This is a genomic window from Variovorax sp. CCNWLW235, from assembly GCF_037204085.1.
Taxonomy (GTDB): domain Bacteria; phylum Pseudomonadota; class Gammaproteobacteria; order Burkholderiales; family Burkholderiaceae_C; genus Variovorax.
In genome coordinates this window covers 1-17557 of sequence record NZ_JBBCBW010000019.1, presented here as the reverse complement: position 1 = coordinate 17557, position 17557 = coordinate 1, and the positions used below count along the sequence as shown (strand labels likewise).

General features: G+C 65.8%; 18 protein-coding genes. 2 read left to right on the top strand and 16 right to left on the bottom strand.

Going from position 1 to position 17557, the window contains the following annotated elements; all coding sequences use genetic code 11:
- The first annotated feature begins 4 nt into the window (after window positions 1-4).
- A complete protein-coding gene (locus V9L21_RS19500) occupies window positions 5-631 on the top strand; it encodes an HD domain-containing protein (RefSeq protein WP_337314596.1) in 627 nt (208 codons plus the stop codon).
- A 31-nt stretch (window positions 632-662) separates the two neighbouring features.
- On the opposite strand, the gene V9L21_RS19495 is transcribed toward V9L21_RS19500, so the two are convergent.
- The 16 genes from V9L21_RS19495 to glpD form a co-directional block, all read right to left on the bottom strand.
- A complete protein-coding gene (locus tag V9L21_RS19495) occupies window positions 663-1166 on the bottom strand; it encodes a hypothetical protein (RefSeq protein ID WP_337314595.1) in 504 nt (167 codons plus the stop codon).
- Entirely contained in the window at window positions 1163-2242 is a 1080-nt protein-coding gene (locus V9L21_RS19490; protein ID WP_337314594.1) for a beta-ketoacyl synthase N-terminal-like domain-containing protein, read from the bottom strand. Before V9L21_RS19490 ends, V9L21_RS19495 begins: the two co-directional genes overlap by 4 nt.
- A gap of 61 nt (window positions 2243-2303) precedes the next feature.
- The gene (locus V9L21_RS19485; RefSeq protein ID WP_443303249.1) at window positions 2304-2534 is read right to left on the bottom strand and encodes an acyl carrier protein; all 231 of its coding nucleotides are present in this window, start codon (window positions 2532-2534) and stop codon (window positions 2304-2306) included.
- Window positions 2535-2575: 41 nt separating this feature from the next.
- Window positions 2576-3733: an ABC transporter permease gene (locus V9L21_RS19480; protein ID WP_337314592.1), complete on the bottom strand. Its 1158-nt coding sequence runs from the start codon at window positions 3731-3733 to the stop codon at window positions 2576-2578.
- Window positions 3734-3741: 8 nt separating this feature from the next.
- Window positions 3742-4650 (bottom strand): ABC transporter ATP-binding protein, encoded by a 909-nt coding sequence (locus V9L21_RS19475; RefSeq protein ID WP_337314591.1) that lies wholly within the window; start codon window positions 4648-4650, stop codon window positions 3742-3744.
- Between the two features lie 336 nt (window positions 4651-4986).
- Window positions 4987-5967 carry a BtrH N-terminal domain-containing protein gene (locus V9L21_RS19470; RefSeq protein WP_337314590.1) on the bottom strand — a complete coding sequence of 327 codons (981 nt, stop codon included), beginning with the start codon at window positions 5965-5967 and terminating at the stop codon, window positions 4987-4989.
- Window positions 5964-6359: a hypothetical protein gene (locus V9L21_RS19465; RefSeq protein ID WP_337296230.1), complete on the bottom strand. Its 396-nt coding sequence runs from the start codon at window positions 6357-6359 to the stop codon at window positions 5964-5966. The genes V9L21_RS19470 and V9L21_RS19465 overlap by 4 nt, the downstream gene beginning before the upstream one ends.
- Before the next feature lie 2 nt (window positions 6360-6361).
- Complete coding sequence (locus tag V9L21_RS19460; RefSeq protein ID WP_337314589.1) at window positions 6362-7498, bottom strand: beta-ketoacyl-ACP synthase III; 1137 nt, start codon at window positions 7496-7498, stop codon at window positions 6362-6364.
- On the bottom strand, window positions 7488-8420 hold the full coding sequence (locus tag V9L21_RS19455) for a dialkylrecorsinol condensing enzyme (RefSeq protein WP_337314588.1): 933 nt from the start codon (window positions 8418-8420) through the stop codon (window positions 7488-7490). Before V9L21_RS19455 ends, V9L21_RS19460 begins: the two co-directional genes overlap by 11 nt.
- 204 nt (window positions 8421-8624) lie before the next feature.
- Window positions 8625-10445: an ABC transporter substrate-binding protein gene (locus V9L21_RS19450; RefSeq protein WP_337314587.1), complete on the bottom strand. Its 1821-nt coding sequence runs from the start codon at window positions 10443-10445 to the stop codon at window positions 8625-8627.
- A gap of 91 nt (window positions 10446-10536) precedes the next feature.
- Window positions 10537-10845 (bottom strand): DUF2160 domain-containing protein, encoded by a 309-nt coding sequence (locus V9L21_RS19445; RefSeq protein WP_126749024.1) that lies wholly within the window; start codon window positions 10843-10845, stop codon window positions 10537-10539.
- Window position 10846: 1 nt separating this feature from the next.
- Window positions 10847-11659, bottom strand: a complete 813-nt coding sequence (locus V9L21_RS19440) for a carbohydrate ABC transporter permease (protein WP_337314586.1) — start codon at window positions 11657-11659, stop codon at window positions 10847-10849.
- Entirely contained in the window at window positions 11656-12546 is an 891-nt protein-coding gene (locus V9L21_RS19435) for a carbohydrate ABC transporter permease (protein ID WP_281148659.1), read from the bottom strand. Before V9L21_RS19435 ends, V9L21_RS19440 begins: the two co-directional genes overlap by 4 nt.
- A 55-nt stretch (window positions 12547-12601) precedes the next feature.
- Window positions 12602-13672, bottom strand: coding sequence for an ABC transporter ATP-binding protein (locus V9L21_RS19430; RefSeq protein ID WP_337314585.1), 1071 nt, complete (start codon window positions 13670-13672; stop codon window positions 12602-12604).
- Window position 13673: 1 nt separating this feature from the next.
- Window positions 13674-14747, bottom strand: coding sequence for an ABC transporter ATP-binding protein (locus V9L21_RS19425; protein WP_337314584.1), 1074 nt, complete (start codon window positions 14745-14747; stop codon window positions 13674-13676).
- Entirely contained in the window at window positions 14747-16420 is a 1674-nt protein-coding gene (gene glpD, locus V9L21_RS19420; RefSeq protein ID WP_337314583.1) for a glycerol-3-phosphate dehydrogenase, read from the bottom strand. Before glpD ends, V9L21_RS19425 begins: the two co-directional genes overlap by 1 nt.
- Before the next feature lie 121 nt (window positions 16421-16541).
- Here glpD and V9L21_RS19415 point away from each other — a divergent pair, with 121 nt between their 5' ends.
- Window positions 16542-17309, top strand: coding sequence for a DeoR/GlpR family DNA-binding transcription regulator (locus V9L21_RS19415; RefSeq protein ID WP_337314582.1), 768 nt, complete (start codon window positions 16542-16544; stop codon window positions 17307-17309).
- Window positions 17310-17557 lie beyond the last annotated feature (248 nt).

Below are 17557 nucleotides of genomic sequence, written 5' to 3'. Positions count from 1 at the left end.
CCCCGTGACGCCCGAGGCGCTGCTGGCCAACTGGAACGCCGCCTGGCATGCGCTGGGCGTGGCCGGCGCCGACGAAGCGTTGTGCGTCGAATTGCAGCGCCGCTATAGCGAGCCGCAGCGCCACTATCACACCCTGCAGCACCTGGGCGAATGCCTGGCTTGGTTCGAGCGCGAGAAAGAACTGGCAGAACGCCCCGGCGAGGTGGCGCTCGCGCTCTGGTTTCACGACGCCGTCTACGACGTGCATGCGCACGATAACGAGGCTCGCAGTGCCGACTGGGCGCAAAGCGCAATGCTCGAGCATGGAGCGCCGCAGGAAGCGGCTGAGCGCGTGCATGCGCTGGTCATGGCCACCCGGCATAACGCGGTGCCCGAGGGGCGCGACGCCGAACTGTTGATCGACATCGACCTGTCGATACTCGGCGCCGAGCGCGCGCGGTTCGACGAATACGAACGGCAGGTGCATGCCGAATACGCCTTTGTGCCCGACGAAATCCGCCGGCCGCGCCGCCGCGAAATTCTGCAGCGCTTCCTGGCACGAGAGGCGATCTACACCACGCCGCGGATGCATACGCTGCTCGAGGCGCGGGCGCGTGCCAACCTCGTCCGGTCGATTGCGGCAGCGAATTGAACTGTCCGGCTGCTGGCCGGACTGCGGTGCTTCAGGCCGGCACCAGCCGCCACCATTCGGAACGCGGCCTTTCACCGTTGCGCTCTTCTTCCACCACGCCGACCAACACGCCGGCACTTCCGGCGCCCACTCGTGAAAGCCGCAGCAGTTGCTGCGGATCGCGGCACAGTGCAAAGCTCGCATCGCCTTGCCAGTCGAGGCAACGGCCGACCTCCGCCAGCATCAGCGCAGGCTGGCTCTGCATGAAGGTGAACGGCATCAGCATGCCCGCATCGAGCTGGGCCAGCGCCGCATGCGTCGCTCCCCATGCGCCGCGCGTGCTCGAAACGCGCAGCCGTGCACCGGCCGGCAAAGCCGCCTCGCCCGCCTCGTCGAGGCAGCGGCGTGCACCATACATTGCAAGCTCGGTCCACAGGCCGACACGCCGCGGCCGGCGGCCGAGCCGGTGCGCCAGCTGGTCACGCCAATCCGCCGGCAGCGGATCGGCGGTGAAGTGCGAGACGACGCGCCATGCCTGTTCGGGATGGGTGCTCATGCCGTGCAATCCTGCAGCACCAGCGACGTATGCCCGCCGCCGAATCCCACCACGTTGAGGAGCATGTTGCGCAGCCTGACCGGGGCCTGAGTGCTCAATGCGATGCCGAGCTCATCGTCGACGGCATAGCCGACAGCAGGCCATACGCCGGCTTCGATGCAGCCAAGCAGCAAGGCGAGTTCGGCCGCGCCCGAGGCGCCCAGCGTATGCCCGATCAGCGATTTGAGCGACACCAGCGGCGGCAGCGCATCGAAGAAGACCTGCTTGAGCGCCCCTGCCTCGATCGCGTCGTTGACCGGGCTGCCCGCGGCCTGCACCTTGACCAGGTCGATGTCACGCGCGCCAAGGCCGCTCTGCGCCAATGCTTCATGGCACATGGCGATCACCGCGCTGGCTTCGGTGCCCGAGGGATTGCGCCCGTCGCCCACGTTGGAACCACCCGCAATCCGCCATCGCCCAGGGCGCGAGCTGAGGCGCAATACGGCCACCGCCTCACCGAGCACCAGCCCGTTCCGCCCGGCGCCAAAAGGCTGCGCACTTGCGGGCGACAGCAGCTGCATGGCGCCGAAGCCCGCCACCGTGAAGCGGTTGCCGAGTTCGGCACCGACTACCAGCGCCTCTTCGGCTTCGCCGCTTCGAATCAGATCGCAGCCTGCGAGCACGGCATTGACCGCCGAGGTGCAGGCTGTCGAGATGGTGAACACCGGCCCCTGCCAGTCGAGCGCACCGGCCACGAGCCCGGCAAAGTCCTGGAGATCGCCACCCAAGCGCAGGTTTTGCGCTTCGTGCTCCATATGGCCGATGTCCAGGGAAGACGACGCAACGAAGAGCGGGCATGAACGCCCCGCGCCTTCACCCGCCTGCGCCGACACGCTCCGCACGATGCGCTCCAGCCGCTCGATCCAGCTGCCATCCTGCGGCGGCAGCGTGTAGACGGGCCACTGCACGCTTTCCGACACGGCCACCATCGTGGGCGGTACACCGCCGCGCGCAAGTGCGGCCACGGAAGATGAAAGATCGTTGCCGAGCGCGCAGGCCAAGCCCATGCCGGCAAGGTACACGCCCCCAGTCGTCATCAGACAGCCTTCGTGCTACGCACTGCGGCGCGAGCTTGCTTGGGGCGGCCCTGCGCGGCGCTCATGCCTTGCCCGCTTGCACCAGGTGGTTCGCCAGATGCGCGATGGAAGTGAGTGCGCGGCGCGTTTCCTTGCTGTCGGGCATGCGCACGCCAAAACGCTGCTGGATCGTCATCGACACCTGCAGCGCGTCGAGCGAGTCGAGGTCGAGCCGGGCTTCGGGGCCGAACAGCGGCTCGTCGTCGCCAAGGCCGCCCGGAGGCGCCTCTTTTTCAACAGCTTCGAGCACCATGGCCTTCAGGCTGGCGATGAATTCGGCGGAAACGGAGTCGGTCACGATGCGGGCCTGCGAAACAAGAAAACGGCAAGCAAGAACATGGCAGCCGCAAACAGCACGAGCCGGCCGACCTGCGGCAGGGTGTCGGCCACGCCGCCACCGCGCAGCAGCACGGTAAGCAGCGCCTCCAGCCCCCAGTTCATCGGAGAAATTTCGACCAGACGCTGCATGAAGCCCGGCATGACGAACTTCGGCACCATGATGCCGCCCGCCGCAGCCATGAGCACGTTGACCATCGGCCCGATGGTCGCCGCCTGCGCATGGCTGCGCACGGCACAGGCCAGCGCGAGCGACAGGCTCACCGCGGCCAGGCTCACGGCCGCCAGCGCAACCACCAGCGCGCCCCAATCGATACCGGCAAGTGAAAGCGCATCGCCGCCGATCAGGGGCATCAGCCAGATGCCGGCAGCAAGCATCAACACGGCCTGCAGCGCATTGACGCCGAGGTACGGCAAGGCTTTCGACATCAGCAGCATGAAGCGCGACACACCCAGGCTGCGCAGGCGGCCCAGGGCGCCCGAACTGCGCTCCTGCACGAACAGGCTGGAGAGCGACGCCACCACGAAGAACATGCCGAACACCAGCCATGCCGGCACGTTCTGCTGCACCGAGGTGGGCCGCGGCCCGGCGGTGGAATAGCGCTCGGCATTCACCAGCGCCTGGATCGAAGCGCCGGGCGGCGGGCCGGAGGTGCCGGGCACCGCAAGCGCCAGCCGGGCCTTCAGTTCGCCAGAGGCGCCGACGAGTTCGGCACGCAGGGCGTTGAACAGGTTGGCGTCGATGCCCGGCTCCGTCAGCAAACGGACGTGCGCCTTGGTCGAGAGCGCGGCCGATTCGAGCTCGGCCGAGAGACCCGGCTCCAGCACAATGACGTACTTGAGCACGCCGCTGCGCAACCGCGCCTCCCAGTCGGCACCAAGCGCTTCAGGCGCACCGTGGCTGCGCTGCCAGATCTGCTGCAGCCATTGCGCCGGCGTTTCGGTGTCGCGCATGTCCACGGCATAGCTGAGCTCGGCGAGCGGTGGCCGGTAGATGTCCTTGAGCGTGAGCGACATCAGCACGATGAAGACCATCGGCATGAGAAACAGCGCGGCAAGCCCGTGCATGTCGCGCACGAGCGCCAGCAGTTCCTTCTTGATGAGCGCGAAGAGCATGTGTGTGTTCAGTCGCGCAAGGAGCGGTGAGTGAGCGCCATGAAGAGCTGCTCCAGGTCGTGGCGGCCGAATTCCGCGTGGCGCACTTCGATGCCTTCGGCTTCCAGCGCCGCCAGCACGGGGCCGGGGCCGGAGCCTTCGTGCAGGTGCACGCGCCAATGCACACCGCCCGGCTCCACGGTTCCAAAGCGCGAGAGCATGGCCTCGTCGAGTCCATCGGCTGCGAGCGTCAGCAGCATCGCGCTCTTCGACAGCAGCTCATCGAGCGAGCCTTCGCGCAGTACGCGGCCGTGGTCAAGAATGGCGACACGGTCGGCGATGGCCTCGATTTCTTCCATGTAGTGCGAGGCATAGATCACCGCGGCGCCCTGCTGCGCCAGGCTCTTGATGGCGTCGAGAATGAAGGCGCGCGATTGCGGATCGACACCCACCGTAGGCTCGTCGAACAGCATCAGCTCGGGTTCGGGCAGCAGCGCAATCGCAAGGTTCAATCGGCGTTTCAGGCCACCCGAGAGCCGCTCGGCCCGCACACCCGCAAACTGCTCAAGCTGCGAAAAACGCGTGCAGGCTTCGATGCGCGTCTTCTTGCGCTCGCCAGAAAGTCCACCGGCCGCGGCAAAGCACGCGAGGTTCTCGGCCACGGTGAGCATCGGATAAAAGGCTTGGTCCTGCGGCGCGACCGCAATGCGCGTGGGCGCCTTGGCGCGCACCTGCTGCAGCGGCTGGCCGTCGATGCGAATCTCGCCCGACTGCACCGCAAGCGCCCCGGACAGGTGCGAGATCAGCGTGGTCTTGCCCGCACCGTTGGGGCCGAGCAGTCCCATCACGCAACCTCTGGGCACCGCGAGCGAAACGTCGGCCAACGCCGGCGCGTCTGCATGCGGGTAGCGGTAGCTGAGGTTCTTCAATTCGAGCATGTAGTGGTTGCTCGTTGGGGACGCTGCTGTTCCAGGGCTTGTGCACAGGCCACCGGGTACTCCCCTCCGCGAATGTCCCCCGGGCTTCGCCCTCCTCCTTTATTTCGCTGCGCGGAGCACCCGATGCCCTGTGCACTGGGGAACGCTGCTGGAGTACCGCTGATCAACGACCGCTCTATGCAACGCGCCCGCTGGCGGGGTGCCTTGCGCAGCGAAATAAAGGAGGAGGCCGCAGGCCGGGGGACTTTCGCGGAGAAAGGTACCCCGTCGGCGGGTGCGCGCCCTGAACAACGCATTTCAAACACAACGCGGCGAACAGAAAGGCAACACGTCATCTCAAGCAACAGCAGCCTTCAGATCGCGAAAGAAAGACTCTTCCTGCTGCGCCTGCTCCCGCAGCTTGCCAGCCAGCGCGGCAGGATCGACCGGTTCGCGACCCTTCACCATGCGCGCCGCCTTGAGCGCGAACGCGCGCCAGCCGTCGCCGATGGCGATGAGCCGTTCGGACATCTGCTGCAGTTGCGGCTTGTCGAGCAGTACTGCCGCCTCCTGCAGAAAGCCGGCGTAGATAAAGCGGAAGCCAGCCCCACCCGTGCCGATTTCTTCCTGCATGCGCACCACGTGGCCGATGAAGTCGACACTGCGCGGATCGCCGGACGGGAGCTTCTGCATGCGGTTGGCCAGCGTGCGCATGCCGCGCACGCCGACGATCGGAATGGGCGCGAGCATGTTGCGCACCGTCTTGCGGATGGCCTTTGTGACCGAGGCTGCATCGACCGCCTTGCGCTCGATGGCTTGCGGGTAGTACATGAGGCCCTTGGGCGCGAGCACACCCTTGGCGAAGCGAGCCCGCGAGAGGTCTGCACTGGCGCAGCGCACCGGCTCTTCGAACACGGGGTCGCTGATCAGGTAGTCGTCGCCCTCCTTGCCGTACACCAGCAGGTTGTGCGCGTTGAAGTGAAAGCGCATGTTGGGCGGAAAGTACGGCAGCCAGTAGACCGAGGTCTGCAAGCCTACGAGCTGCCCGTCGGCCAGCAAGGCGTCCAGTCGCTGTGCGCCGGCCTCGGGGCTGCGAAAGGTCTCGAAGCGGAAGCGCGCGGCCATCGGCGCCAGCAGGCCCTTGATGATGGCCTTGGGCGGCATGCGGTACGAGATGAGCGGCAGGCCCGACAGCTTGATGAACGGCAGGTAGGCGAACGACAGGGCCGACGAGAGGCCGAGCGCCATGCTCTCGGTCATTGGCACGCCGTGGTGGCGCATCAGGTTCGAGATGACGCCGCTTTCGCAGTGTGCCGCTTGTTGGTGTTCGAATTTCACGGCAGGCCTTGCAAGGTGGAAACGGGAAGGCCCAGCGCCTCCGAGTAGCGCGCCAGGTGCTTCGCGGGCAGCGCCGCAAAATGCTTCGGCTTCAGGTGGCGCCGCACGCGCCATTGCCAGAACCCGCTTGTTTGCGAGAGCAGCGCCACGTCCATGCGGCGCTCGTACATCCAGTATTCGAGCGGCGATGCGAGCCCCTGGGTCACGCGCTCTTTTGCGGCCTGCGCCTGCTCAACGAGCACGTCGACGGCGTGGCTGGTGACGATTTCTTCTGCCTCCCAGCCGCGTGAGCGCGTGGTCACGACGCGGCCCTGCGCGTCGCGCGCGTACATGAGCTTGGCGTGGCCGTCGAGGGTGGCGTTGCCTTCTTGCGGAACGGCGTCGAGGTCCATGGCTAGATGGCTTCCAGGTAGATGAAGCCGCTGGAGAAGCGGCCGCTTTCGGGCACGAACATCAGCAGCTTGTGGCCGGGCTTGATGCGGCCCGAACGGAACAGCTCGTCGAGCATGATGTAGGGCGATGCCGAGCCGGTGTTGCCCTTGGTCGCAAGGTTGCTGAACCAGCGCTCGCGTGGAATCGCAAAACCCATGGACTCCAGGCACTGGCTCACGGGTTCGATGAAATAGCCCGACGAGAGATGCGGCAGGAACCAGTCGACATCTGAAGCCTTCAGGCCGCGCTTCTCGATGACGGCCGCCAGCGGCTCGCCCAGCGTGGCGCGAACGATGTTTTCGTTGAGCAGGCGCACGTCCTGCTTCACGGCAAAGGTCGACTCGCGCTGCCAGTCTTCCGGCGCGGTGCGCGCCCATCCGTCCAGGCCGCCTTCGGTGTTCTTGTCGGCGCCCGCATACATGCACACCGGCAGTTCGTGCGCGGCGGAAGACAGGTCGATCCACTCCACGCGCAGCGACAACGGGCCGCGCGGCTCGCGCTCGAGCAGCACGGCGCCGGCGCCATCGGAAAGCATCCAGCGCAGAAAGTCTTTTTCGAAAGCGATTTCGGGCCGCTCTTCGAGCGCCTGCAGCTTGTGCTCCAGCTCGGCCTCGAAGCGGGAGCCGCGCATCACGGCCGAAGCCAGCTCAGAGCCCGTGGCGACCGCACGTCGGGCGTCGCCTGAACGCACCGAGAGCCATGCGTGCTTGAGCGCCGTGGTGCCCGCCAGGCAGATGCCCGCGCAAGCCACCACTTCGAGCCGCGGCCAGCCAAGCTCGCCGTGCACCATCACCGCGTGGTTGGGCATCAGCTGGTCGGGAAGCGAAGTGCCGGTCACCAGGCAATCGACCGGGCCGATATCGCTGCCCAGCGCCCGGATGGCCGAGGCAGTGAGCTGCGCGTTGCTCATGGCGAGTTGGCCGGTGGCCCGGTCGATGGCGTAGTGGCGCGACTGGATGCCGTTGCTGCGAAGGATCAGCCGCCGCGCGCGCGAGGCCTTGCCGCCGATGCGACCGAGAACGTCTTCGATGTCTTCATTGCTGACCGGGGAAAAGGGCAGGAAGGCGGCAGTGCGGGTCAGGAAGACATCAGTCGTCATAGCGGGGAGAACGGTCCGTGGCCGAGCCCGACGGGCGCTCGAAATGAGCTGTCATTTTAGTCAGCCACCCCTTGAACAGCGGCCGCAGCAGTGCCTGGAGCGTCAAGCTCACCGGCACGACCGTGACAATGAGCACGAGGAGGAAGGCCACGTACAGCAGCAGCAACGGCTTGCGCTGCCACGCGCCCGGCCGCCCCGCGGCCATGATCAGCTTGCCCCAGAGAAAAAAGCTGCGGGTGCCGGCCTTTTCGCTGATCAGGAGCTTGGCATCGGCCCGCACGGCCCCCAGCCCCGAGAGCAGCGGCTGCGTTCCGCGTTCGAGATCGCCGTGAAGCGCCTCCTGCAGCGCACGGCCAAAACGGCCGGCGCCGCGAATCTGCCCTTCGCTGAGGCCGGCGTCCGGCATGCCCCAGAAGCCGCGCTTGCGGCCCCAGATCAGCCAGGCCGGCGTGGTGAAGAAGGTGGCCAGCGTCGGCCCGGGGTCGGTCAGCACCACGTTGTCGATCAGCCGCGCGCCCACGGCGTCGAGCAGGCCCTTGAACTTTTCATGCGCCAGCAGCCACATGTTGCGGCAGGCGATCACGGTGACGACGGGCTTGCCCTGCAGCAGTTGCGCTGCCAGCGGATGCTTCAGGAAGGCGACGATCGGCTGCGACGGCGCCAGGAACCAGACCTGGTACGGCAGGATGACCAGGTCGAAGTGCTCGTCGCCCGTGAGCGAGAGCGGCGCCAGCGGCGGCGGCTTCAGGTGCGCCGACTCGGGAAAGGCGTCGAAGAAGGTCAGGAACGGCCAGGGAAACGGGAAATCCGCCAGCGGGCGCAGCGTTTCGACATGCACGGAGACCCCCGGATCGGCCTTGAGCGGCGCGACGATCTGCTCGGCGACGCTGCCGAGCTGGCCGGTCTGCGAATAGTGAATCACCAGGACACGTTTGGGACGCGCGGCGGGGCTGGAAATGCTTGAAGTCACTTGCTGGGGCGAAACGAGGGCCGTCGAATGTAAGCCAACCGTACGCCCGGCGCATCTGCCATTGGTCATGCCGTCGCGCCGATCCCACGAATGGACGAAAAAAAGCCGCGCCTTTGGGGCGCGGCTCTTGAGAGGGCCAGAGAGAACGCTGAAGGGTCAGCGCACCTTGCCTTCCTTCCAGGCCGTGAGCAGCTTGTTGTACTCGATGGTTTCACCCTTCGGCTTCTCGTTGGCCAGCTTCTTCCAGGGGGCGTGCTGGTCGCTCAGCCACTTGGCGGGGTCGCCCTTCGGGTTGAGCTTGGGCGCGCACTTGTCCATGCCGGCGCGCTCCAGGCGGGCCATCACGTCGTCCATCTCGTCGGCCAGCGTGTCCATTGCCTTCTGCGGCGTCTTCTCGCCGGTGACGGCCTCGGCCACGTTCTTCCACCAGAGCTGCGCGAGCTTCGGATAGTCGGGCACGTTGGTGCCGGTCGGCGACCACGCCACGCGCGCCGGGCTGCGGTAGAACTCGACCAGGCCACCCAGCTTGGGCGCCATGTCGGTCATTGCCTGCGACTTGATGTCCGATTCGCGGATGGGCGTCAGGCCCACCACGGTCTTCTTGAGCGACACCGTCTTGGAGGTGACGAACTGCGCGTACAGCCAGGCCGCCGCGGTCTTGTTCTCGTCATGGCCCTTGAAGAACGACCACGAACCCACGTCCTGGTAGCCGTTCTGCATGCCCTGCTTCCAGTAGGGGCCGTTCGGTCCCGGGGCCATGCGCCACTTGGGCGTGCCGTCGGCATTGACCACCGGCAGGCCCGGCTTGACCATGTCCGCCGTGAAGGCCGTGTACCAGAAGATCTGCTGCGCGATCTGGCCTTGGGCGGGCACGGGGCCGGCTTCACCGAAGGTCATGCCGGTGGCTTCGCGCGGCGCGTACTTCTTCATCCAGTCCACGTACTTGGTCAGCGCATACACGGCGGCCGGCGAGTTGGTGGCGCCGCCGCGCGACACGGCCGCGCCCACGGGCGTGCACTTGTCGTCGGCCACGCGAATGCCCCACTCGTCGATTGGCAGGCCGTTCGGAATGCCGACGTCCGCGGTGCCGGCCATCGAGAGCCATGCATCGGTAAAACGCCAGCCCAGCGAGGGGTCCTTCTTGCCGTAGTCCATGTGGCCGTAGATCGGCTTGCCGTCGATGGTCTTCACATCGACGCTGAAGAACTCGGCGATGTCCTCGTATGCGCTCCAGTTGAGCGGCACGCCCAGGTCGTAGCCGTACTTGGCCTTGAACTTTTCCTTCAGGTCGGGGCGGTCGAACAGGTCGGCGCGGAACCAGTAGAGGTTGGCAAACTGCTGGTCGGGCAGCTGGTAGAGCTTGCCGTCGGGGGCGGTGGTGAACTTGGTGCCGATGAAGTCGGCCACATCGAGGCCGGGGTTGGTGAACTCCTTGCCGGGGCCTGCCATGTAGTCGGTCAGGTTCATCATCTTGCCGTAGCGGTAGTGGGTACCGATCAGGTCCGAGTCCGAAATCCAGCCGTCGTAGATCGACTTGCCCGACTGCATCGAGGTCTGCAGCTTCTCGACCACGTCGCCTTCCTGGATCAGGTCGTGCTTCACCTTGATGCCGGTGATTTCCTCGAAGGCGCGGGCCAGCGTCTTCGACTCGTATTCATGCGTGGTGATGGTTTCGGAGACCACGGAGATCTCGTTCACCCCCTTGGCCTTGAGCTTTGCCGCGGCATCGACGAACCATTTGAGTTCTTCGGCCTGCTGCGTCTTGCTGAGCGTCGACGGCTGGAATTCGCTGTCGATCCACTTGGCGGCCGCATCGGGCGCAGCCGGTGCCGCTGCCGGAGTGGCCGCGGCGGGCGCCGCTGCCGGAGCCGGTGCCGGGGTACTTGCCGGAGCCTGGGCCGCAGGCTCGTCCTTCTTTCCGCAGGCCGACAGTGCCAGCACCATAGCGGCCGCGAGCGCGGTGTAGCGCAACTTCATGGTTTATCTCCTCGTTCCTTCGCTTCCCCGTGTGCGGCTGTATCACCTCGGCCCCGGGGAAGCACCGGGCCGAATTGCCGGAGTACGCGAGCTAGCCCTTGCGCATGATCAGCGCAAGCACCAGCATCGAAAACACAAAGCCGATCCAGATCGAAGGCTCGGCCTGCAGCGTCATTGCAGACTTGGCCCATTCCGCAAGGCCGATGTAGATCAGGTTGATATAGGCCGCCGAGAGCAGCCCGATGAACAACCGGTCGCCGCGCGTGGTCTCGATCGGCAGCCAGCCGCGCCGCAGCGTGGTGGGCGACTTGATCTCCCACACCGTCATGCCGACCAGCATGAGCGCGATGCAGATGAAGAACACGGCCACCGGAGTGGTCCAGGACATCCAGGCAAACATTTCAGACTCTCCCCATCGCAAAGCCCTTGGCGATGTAGTGCCGCACGAACCAGATCACGATGGCACCCGGCACGATGGTGAGCACGCCGGCGGCTGCAAGCGTAGCCCAGTCCATGCCTGATGCGCTCACGGTGCGCGTCATGGTTGCAACAATCGGCTTGGCGTTGACGCTGGTCAGCGTGCGCGCCAGCAACAGCTCGACCCAGCTGAACATGAAGCAGAAGAACGCCGCCACACCCACGCCGGCCTTGATCAGCGGCAGAAAAATGCGGATGAAGAACTTCGGAAAGCTGTAGCCGTCGATGTAGGCGGTTTCATCGATCTCTCGCGGAATGCCGCTCATGAAGCCTTCGAGAATCCACACGGCCAGCGGCACGTTGAACAGCAGGTGCGCGAGCGCCACGCCCAGGTGCGTGTCCATGAGCCCGACGGTGCTGTACAGCTGGAAGAACGGCAGCAAGAACACCGCGGGCGGCGTCATGCGGTTGGTCAAGAGCCAGAAGAAAACGTGCTTGTCGCCCAGGAACGAGTAGCGCGAGAACGCGTACGCCGCCGGCAACGCCACGGTGAGCGAAATCACCGTGTTGATGCCCACGTAGATCAGGCTGTTGATGTAGCCCGAGTACCACGAGGCGTCCGTGAAGATGCGCGTGTAGTTGGCCCAGGTGAACTGCTGCGGAAAGAACGAGAAGCTCGAAAGGATTTCGGCATTCGTCTTGAAGCTCATGTTGACCATCCAGTAGATGGGCAACAGCGCAAAAAGAATATAGAGCAGCAAAAAGATGCTGCGCTTGCGGAATCTGCGCTCGTTCATTGCTCCACCTCCGCCTTCTGGGTACCGACGCGCTGCATCCAGTTGTAGAGGATGAAGCACAGCAGCAGGATGATCAGGAAATAGATCAGCGAGAAAGCCGCCGCCGGGCCAAGGTCGAACTGGCCGACCGCCTTCTGGGTGAGGTACTGGCTCAGGAAGGTCGTCGCATTGCCCGGCCCGCCGCCCGTCAGCACGAAAGGCTCGGTGTAGATCATGAAGCTGTCCATGAAGCGCAGCAGCACCGCGATCATCAGCACGCCGCGCATCTTGGGCAGCTGGATGTAGCGGAACACTGCGAACTTGCTGGCGCCGTCGATGCGCGCGGCCTGATAGTAGGCATCGGGAATCGAGCGCAGGCCCGCAAAGCACAGCAGCGCCACCAGCGGCGTCCAGTGCCACACGTCCATCATCAGCACGGTGAGCCATGCATCGGTCGCGTCGCCGGTGTAGCTGTAGTTGACGCCCATCTTTTGCAGCGCATGGCCCAGGAGGCCGATGTCGGCGCGGCCGTAGATCTGCCAGATGGTTCCGACCACGTTCCATGGAATGAGCAGCGAGAGCGCCACCACCACCAGCACCGCCGACGACTTCCATCCGGTGGCCGGCATCGAGAGCGCGAGCGCAATGCCCAGCGGAATCTCGACCGCGAGCACCGACAGCGAGAAGCCGAGCTGGCGCCAGAGCGCAGCGTGGAGCTCGCCATCGCGCATGACGGCGGCGAACCATTCGGTGCCGACGAAAACGCGGCGCTCGGGCGAGATGATGTCTTGCACCGAGTAGTTGACGACCGTCATCAGCGGCACGATGGCCGAGAAGGCCACGCAGATCAGCACCGGCAGCACCAGCCACCAGGCCTTCTGGTTGATGGGTTTGTTCACGGCGTCCATGGGGCTTCCATCTTCTGTACGGGGTTGGCGCGGTCTTGTTGCGATGCGTTGTTCTTCATGCAACCAGCTCCTCGTCGCGGTAATAGCAGGTGTGCGTATCGAGCACGCGCAGCCACACGGTCTCGCCTACGGCGGGCAGCGGCGCGTCGGCATGCAGGCGCGCCTTGAGCGCAGTGCCGCCGGCGTCGGCGCTCAGCATGGCGTGGGTGCCCACGTCCTGCACCTGCGTGACGATGGCGGGCACGGCGCCCTGAGCACGCGCTTCGACCACCCGCAGGTATTCGGGCCGGATGCCCAGCTTGATCGAGCCTTCGGGCAGCTGGCGCGTCGGCACGAGCGGCGTGCCTGCGACTTCGAGCGCGCCGTTGGTATTTTTTGCCGCGAGGAAATTCATGCCGGGCGAGCCGATGAAGTGGCCGACGAAGGTGTGGGCCGGCCGCTCGAACAATGCCTCGGCGCTACCCACCTGCACGGCTTTGCCGCGCGTCATGACCACCACCTCTTCGGCAAAGGTGAGCGCCTCGACCTGGTCGTGCGTCACGTAGATGAGCGTGAGTTTGAGCTCGCGGTGAATCTGCTTGAGCTTGCGGCGCAGCTGCCACTTCAGGTGCGGGTCGATCACCGTCAGGGGTTCGTCGAACAGAACGGCCGACACGTCGCTGCGCACCAGCCCGCGGCCGAGCGAGATCTTCTGCTTGGCATCGGCCGCGAGCCCCGCCGCACGCTGGTTGAGCTGGCCGCTCATGTCGAGCATTTCGGCGATCTCGCCCACGCGCTTCTTGATCTGGTCTTCAGGCACCTTGCGGTTGCGCAGCGGGAACGCGAGGTTCTCGGCCACCGTCATGGTGTCGTAGATCACCGGAAACTGAAACACCTGCGCGATGTTGCGTTCCTGCGGCGTGGCGCGCGTCATGTCGCGGCCGTCGAACTTCACCGTGCCCTGCGAAGGGACCAGCAGGCCCGAGATGATGTTCAGCATGGTCGTCTTGCCGCAGCCCGAGGGGCCGAGCAAGGCATAGGCGCCGCCGTCGCGAAAGCTCATCTGCAGCGGCAGCAGCGCATAGTCGCTGTCCTGCGTGGGGTTGGGGCGGTAGGCGTGGGCCAGGTCCAGGTCGATGCGGGCCATGTCAGTTTCCTTTGCGCCATGCCGGCGCGAGCGCCAGCTTTTCGCCGGCATCGAACACATAGGCTTGCGAGGGGCTGAAGTACAGCGTGATCGAGGCGCCCAATTCGAAGCGGTGCACGCCGGTGAGCTGCGCCACCAGTTCGCCGACCGCGGTATCGACGTGAACGAAGGTGTCGGAGCCCGAAATCTCGGCCAGCTCCACCTTGCCGGGCAGGCCGATGTCGCCCTCCCCCGCCCCTACGTTGAGCGCACTTGCGCGCAGGCCGACAGTGACCGCGCCCGACACGTTTTCAGGCACGGCCAGCGCCAGCGCCGGGCCACCCGCGAGCTGCACGCGGCCGGCCGTTGCGGTGCCGGGCAGCAGGTTCATCGGCGGATCGCTGAAGGCGCGCGCCACGCGCAGCGACTGCGGCGCGTGGAACACCTCGGCCGTCGGCCCGTATTGCAGCAGTTCGCCCGCGTCCATCACCGCCGTGTAGCCGCCGAGCAAGAGCGCCTCGCCGGGCTCGGTGGTTGCATAGATCACGGTGGAGTCGCCGCTTGCGAACAGCTGCGTCAGCTCCTCACGCAGGCCTTCGCGCAGCTTGTAGTCGAGGTTGACCAGCGGCTCGTCGAGCAGCATGAGCGGCGCGTTCTTGGCGAGCGCGCGCGCCAGCGCCACGCGCTGCTGCTGCCCGCCCGAAAGCTCGGCCGGATAGCGGTCGAGGAACATGCCGATGTGCAGCTTGTCGGCCAACTCGCGCACCCGGGCATCGACGTTCTTCTCGCCGCGCAGCTTGAGCGGCGAGGCGATGTTGTCGGCCACCTTGAGCGACGGGTAGTTGATGAACTGCTGGTACACCATGGCCACATTGCGCTCGCGCACCGGCATGCCGGTCACGTCCTTGCCGTCGACCAGCACCTTGCCGGTGGTCGGCGTGTCGAGCCCCGCCATGAGCCGCATCAGGCTGGTCTTGCCGGCCTGCGTGGCGCCCAGCAGCACGGTGACCGCGCCGCTGCGCGGGGCGATGCTCTGCTCGTAGAGCCATGTTTGCGCGCCGACCTTCTTGGTGACGCGCTCCAGAGTCAATTGCATCAGCGCTCCCGGTTGATCGTGTTGCTGTTGTTCTTTGCATGCGCCTGCAGCCAGGCGGCCACCTGCGCGCGTTCTTCGGCCGTGTAGCGCAGGCCGAGCTTCGACCTGCGCCAGAGCACATCGTCCGCGCTCATGGCCCATTCGCTCTCCTGCAGAAACCGCAGTTCGCGCTCATGGAGCCCCGGCGCCACGGCGTCGCCCATCTCGGCCATGGACTGCGCATCGCCAAGCACTTCGGCCACGCGCGCACCATAGGCGCGTGCGAGGCGCCGCGCAAGCCTGGCGTCGAGCCAAGGGTAGCGGGCCTGCACCGCGGCCACGAAGCGTTCGAAGTCGTCGTCGGGCCGCTTCGGCGTGCCGATCCACCCGGACAGGTCGCCGCCCGCAAGAAAAGCGCCGTCGGTCCAGGCCGGGCGCTGCGCATTCGGCTGGCCGAGCATCTTGCCGACCTCGTCGGCCGCGTCTTCGGCCAGCTTGCGAAAGGTGGTGATCTTGCCACCCCACACCGACAGCAGCGGCGCCGCGGTGGTGTTGGATTCGAGCATGTAGTCGCGCGTCACGGCCGACGGGTCGCCCGAGGCATCGTCCAGCAGCGGGCGCACTCCAGAGTAAGTCCAGACCACGTCGGCCGGCACGATGGGCTTTTCGAAATAGCGGCTCGCCTGGGTGCAGAGATAGGAGATTTCTTCGTCGGCAATGCGCGCTGCGCCGGGATCGTCGGCGTTCAGTTCGATGTCGGTGGTGCCGATCAGCGTGAACTCGTCCTGGTACGGAATCGCGAAGATGATCCGCTTGTCGGGGTTCTGGAAGATGTAGGCATGGTCATGCTCGAAGAGGCGCCGCACCACGATGTGGCTGCCCTTGACCAGCCGCAGGTGCCGGGTTGCCAGCGCCTCGCCCTTGGCCGATTGCGCCACGCCGCGCAGGAAAGATTCCGCCCACGGCCCCGCAGCGTTGACCACGGCACGGGCACGCACCACACGAATGCCGCCGTCCGCGGCCTCGAGGGTGGCCGTCCAGCCTTCTGCGTCGCGCTGCGCGTGGACACAGCGGGTGCGCGTGAGCACCTCGGCGCCGCGCGCCCGGGCGTCGACCGCATTGAGCACCACCAGCCGCGCGTCGTCGACCCAGCCATCCGAATAGACGAAGCCGCGCTTGAACTGCGGCTTGAGCGGCGCGCCGGCCGCATGGCTGCGCAGGTCGATGCTGCGCGAGCCCGGCAGCACTTCGCGCTTGGCGAGGTGGTCGTACATGAAAAGGCCGATGCGGATCATCCAGCCCGGCCGCATCGACGGGTCATGCGGCATGACAAAGCGCAGCGGCCACATGATGTGCGGCGCGCTCTTGAGCAGCACTTCGCGCTCCTGCAGTGCCTTGCGCACGAGCGAGAACTCGTAATACTCCAGGTAGCGCAGCCCGCCGTGGATGAGCTTGGTCGACGAGGACGACGTGTGCGAGGCGAGATCGTCCTTCTCGCACAGCACCACGCGCCAGCCCCGGCCCGCCAGGTCGCGCGCAATGCCGCACCCGTTGATGCCGCCGCCGACGATCAGCACATCGCAATCGGTTGCCGGCAGAGGCGAATTGGAGGAGAAATCGCTCACAGAAGATGGGCCCGTTGGTTCGTGACTTAGGTCACTGGAGGGCGCCATTGTATTTTCGCGTCTTTTCATTTGGATTCCTTTTGACGCGATTTTCCTCCGAGTTTTCCCTTAGTACGGTTCGTTTTCTTTCGTTTTAAAGTGGCGCGGCCTGTACCCTCCTGAGAGTCTTCCCGTTCTCCACGACGCTTTTGTGAATTCCAATCCGCGCCAGATCAACCTTCTCGATACCGTGCGCACGCGCGGCTCCGTCACTGTGGAACAGCTGGCCGAGATGCTCGGCGTTACGCTGCAGACGGTGCGGCGCGACGTACAGCGGCTGGCCGACCAGGGGCTGCTCACGCGTTTTCATGGCGGCGTGCGCGTGCCGAGTTCCACCACCGAGAACATCGGCTACCAGCAGCGCGAAACGCTGCATGCGGAAGGCAAGGCACGCATTGCGCGGCGCGTGGCCGAGCTGGTGCCCAACGACTGTTCGCTGATCCTCAACATCGGCACCACCACGGAAGCCATTGCCAAGGCGCTGCTGCGGCACACGGGCCTGCGTGTGATCACCAACAACCTGAACGTTGCGACCATATTGAGCGGCAATACTTCGTGCGAGGTGATCGTTGCCGGCGGTTCGGTGCGGCCGCGCGACCGCGCCATCGTGGGTGAAGCCACCATCGATTTCATTCGCCAGTTCAAGGTCGACATTGCGCTGATCGGGGTCTCGAGCATCGAGGCCGACGGTTCACTGCGCGACTTCGACTTGCGTGAAGTGAAGGTGGCGCAGACCATCATCGCGCAGGCCCGCGAGGTGTGGCTCGCGGCGGATGCGAGCAAGTTCAACCGACCGGCGATGATCCAGCTGGGCACGCTCTCGCAGATCGACCGGCTGTTTACCGACGCGGAGCCGCCGCCGCCGTTTGCCGACTTGCTGCATGCGGCGCAGGTTCGGCTTGAGATTGCGCGCGACTGAAGATGGGGCTGATTTCTGTTCGCTCTGCCGAGGGGAGTTCAGGGCGCGCACCCGCCGAAGGGGTACCTTTCTCCGCGAATGTCCCCCGGCCTGTGGCCTCCTCCTTTATTTCGCTGCGCAAGGCACCCCATCGACGGGTGTGTCATAAGCGGCGGTCGTTGATCGGCGTTGCACCAGCAGCGTGCCCCAGTGCACAGGGCATCGGGTGCTCCGCGCAGCGAAATAAAGGAGGAGGGGCGCAGCCCCGG

Coding starts and splice junctions, on each gene's coding strand:
- V9L21_RS19425 (WP_337314584.1), bottom strand. CDS start 14,747: ATGCAATTGACTCTGGAGCGCGTCACCAAGAAGGTCGGCGCGCAAACA.
- V9L21_RS19450 (WP_337314587.1), bottom strand. CDS start 10,445: ATGAAGTTGCGCTACACCGCGCTCGCGGCCGCTATGGTGCTGGCACTG.
- V9L21_RS19435 (WP_281148659.1), bottom strand. CDS start 12,546: ATGGACGCCGTGAACAAACCCATCAACCAGAAGGCCTGGTGGCTGGTG.
- V9L21_RS19475 (WP_337314591.1), bottom strand. CDS start 4,650: ATGCTCGAATTGAAGAACCTCAGCTACCGCTACCCGCATGCAGACGCG.
- V9L21_RS19490 (WP_337314594.1), bottom strand. CDS start 2,242: ATGACGACTGGGGGCGTGTACCTTGCCGGCATGGGCTTGGCCTGCGCG.
- V9L21_RS19465 (WP_337296230.1), bottom strand. CDS start 6,359: ATGGACCTCGACGCCGTTCCGCAAGAAGGCAACGCCACCCTCGACGGC.
- V9L21_RS19440 (WP_337314586.1), bottom strand. CDS start 11,659: ATGAACGAGCGCAGATTCCGCAAGCGCAGCATCTTTTTGCTGCTCTAT.
- V9L21_RS19445 (WP_126749024.1), bottom strand. CDS start 10,845: ATGTTTGCCTGGATGTCCTGGACCACTCCGGTGGCCGTGTTCTTCATC.
- V9L21_RS19460 (WP_337314589.1), bottom strand. CDS start 7,498: ATGACGACTGATGTCTTCCTGACCCGCACTGCCGCCTTCCTGCCCTTT.
- V9L21_RS19430 (WP_337314585.1), bottom strand. CDS start 13,672: ATGGCCCGCATCGACCTGGACCTGGCCCACGCCTACCGCCCCAACCCC.
- glpD (WP_337314583.1), bottom strand. CDS start 16,420: ATGAAAAGACGCGAAAATACAATGGCGCCCTCCAGTGACCTAAGTCAC.
- V9L21_RS19480 (WP_337314592.1), bottom strand. CDS start 3,733: ATGCTCTTCGCGCTCATCAAGAAGGAACTGCTGGCGCTCGTGCGCGAC.
- V9L21_RS19485 (WP_443303249.1), bottom strand. CDS start 2,534: ATGGTGCTCGAAGCTGTTGAAAAAGAGGCGCCTCCGGGCGGCCTTGGC.
- V9L21_RS19495 (WP_337314595.1), bottom strand. CDS start 1,166: ATGAGCACCCATCCCGAACAGGCATGGCGCGTCGTCTCGCACTTCACC.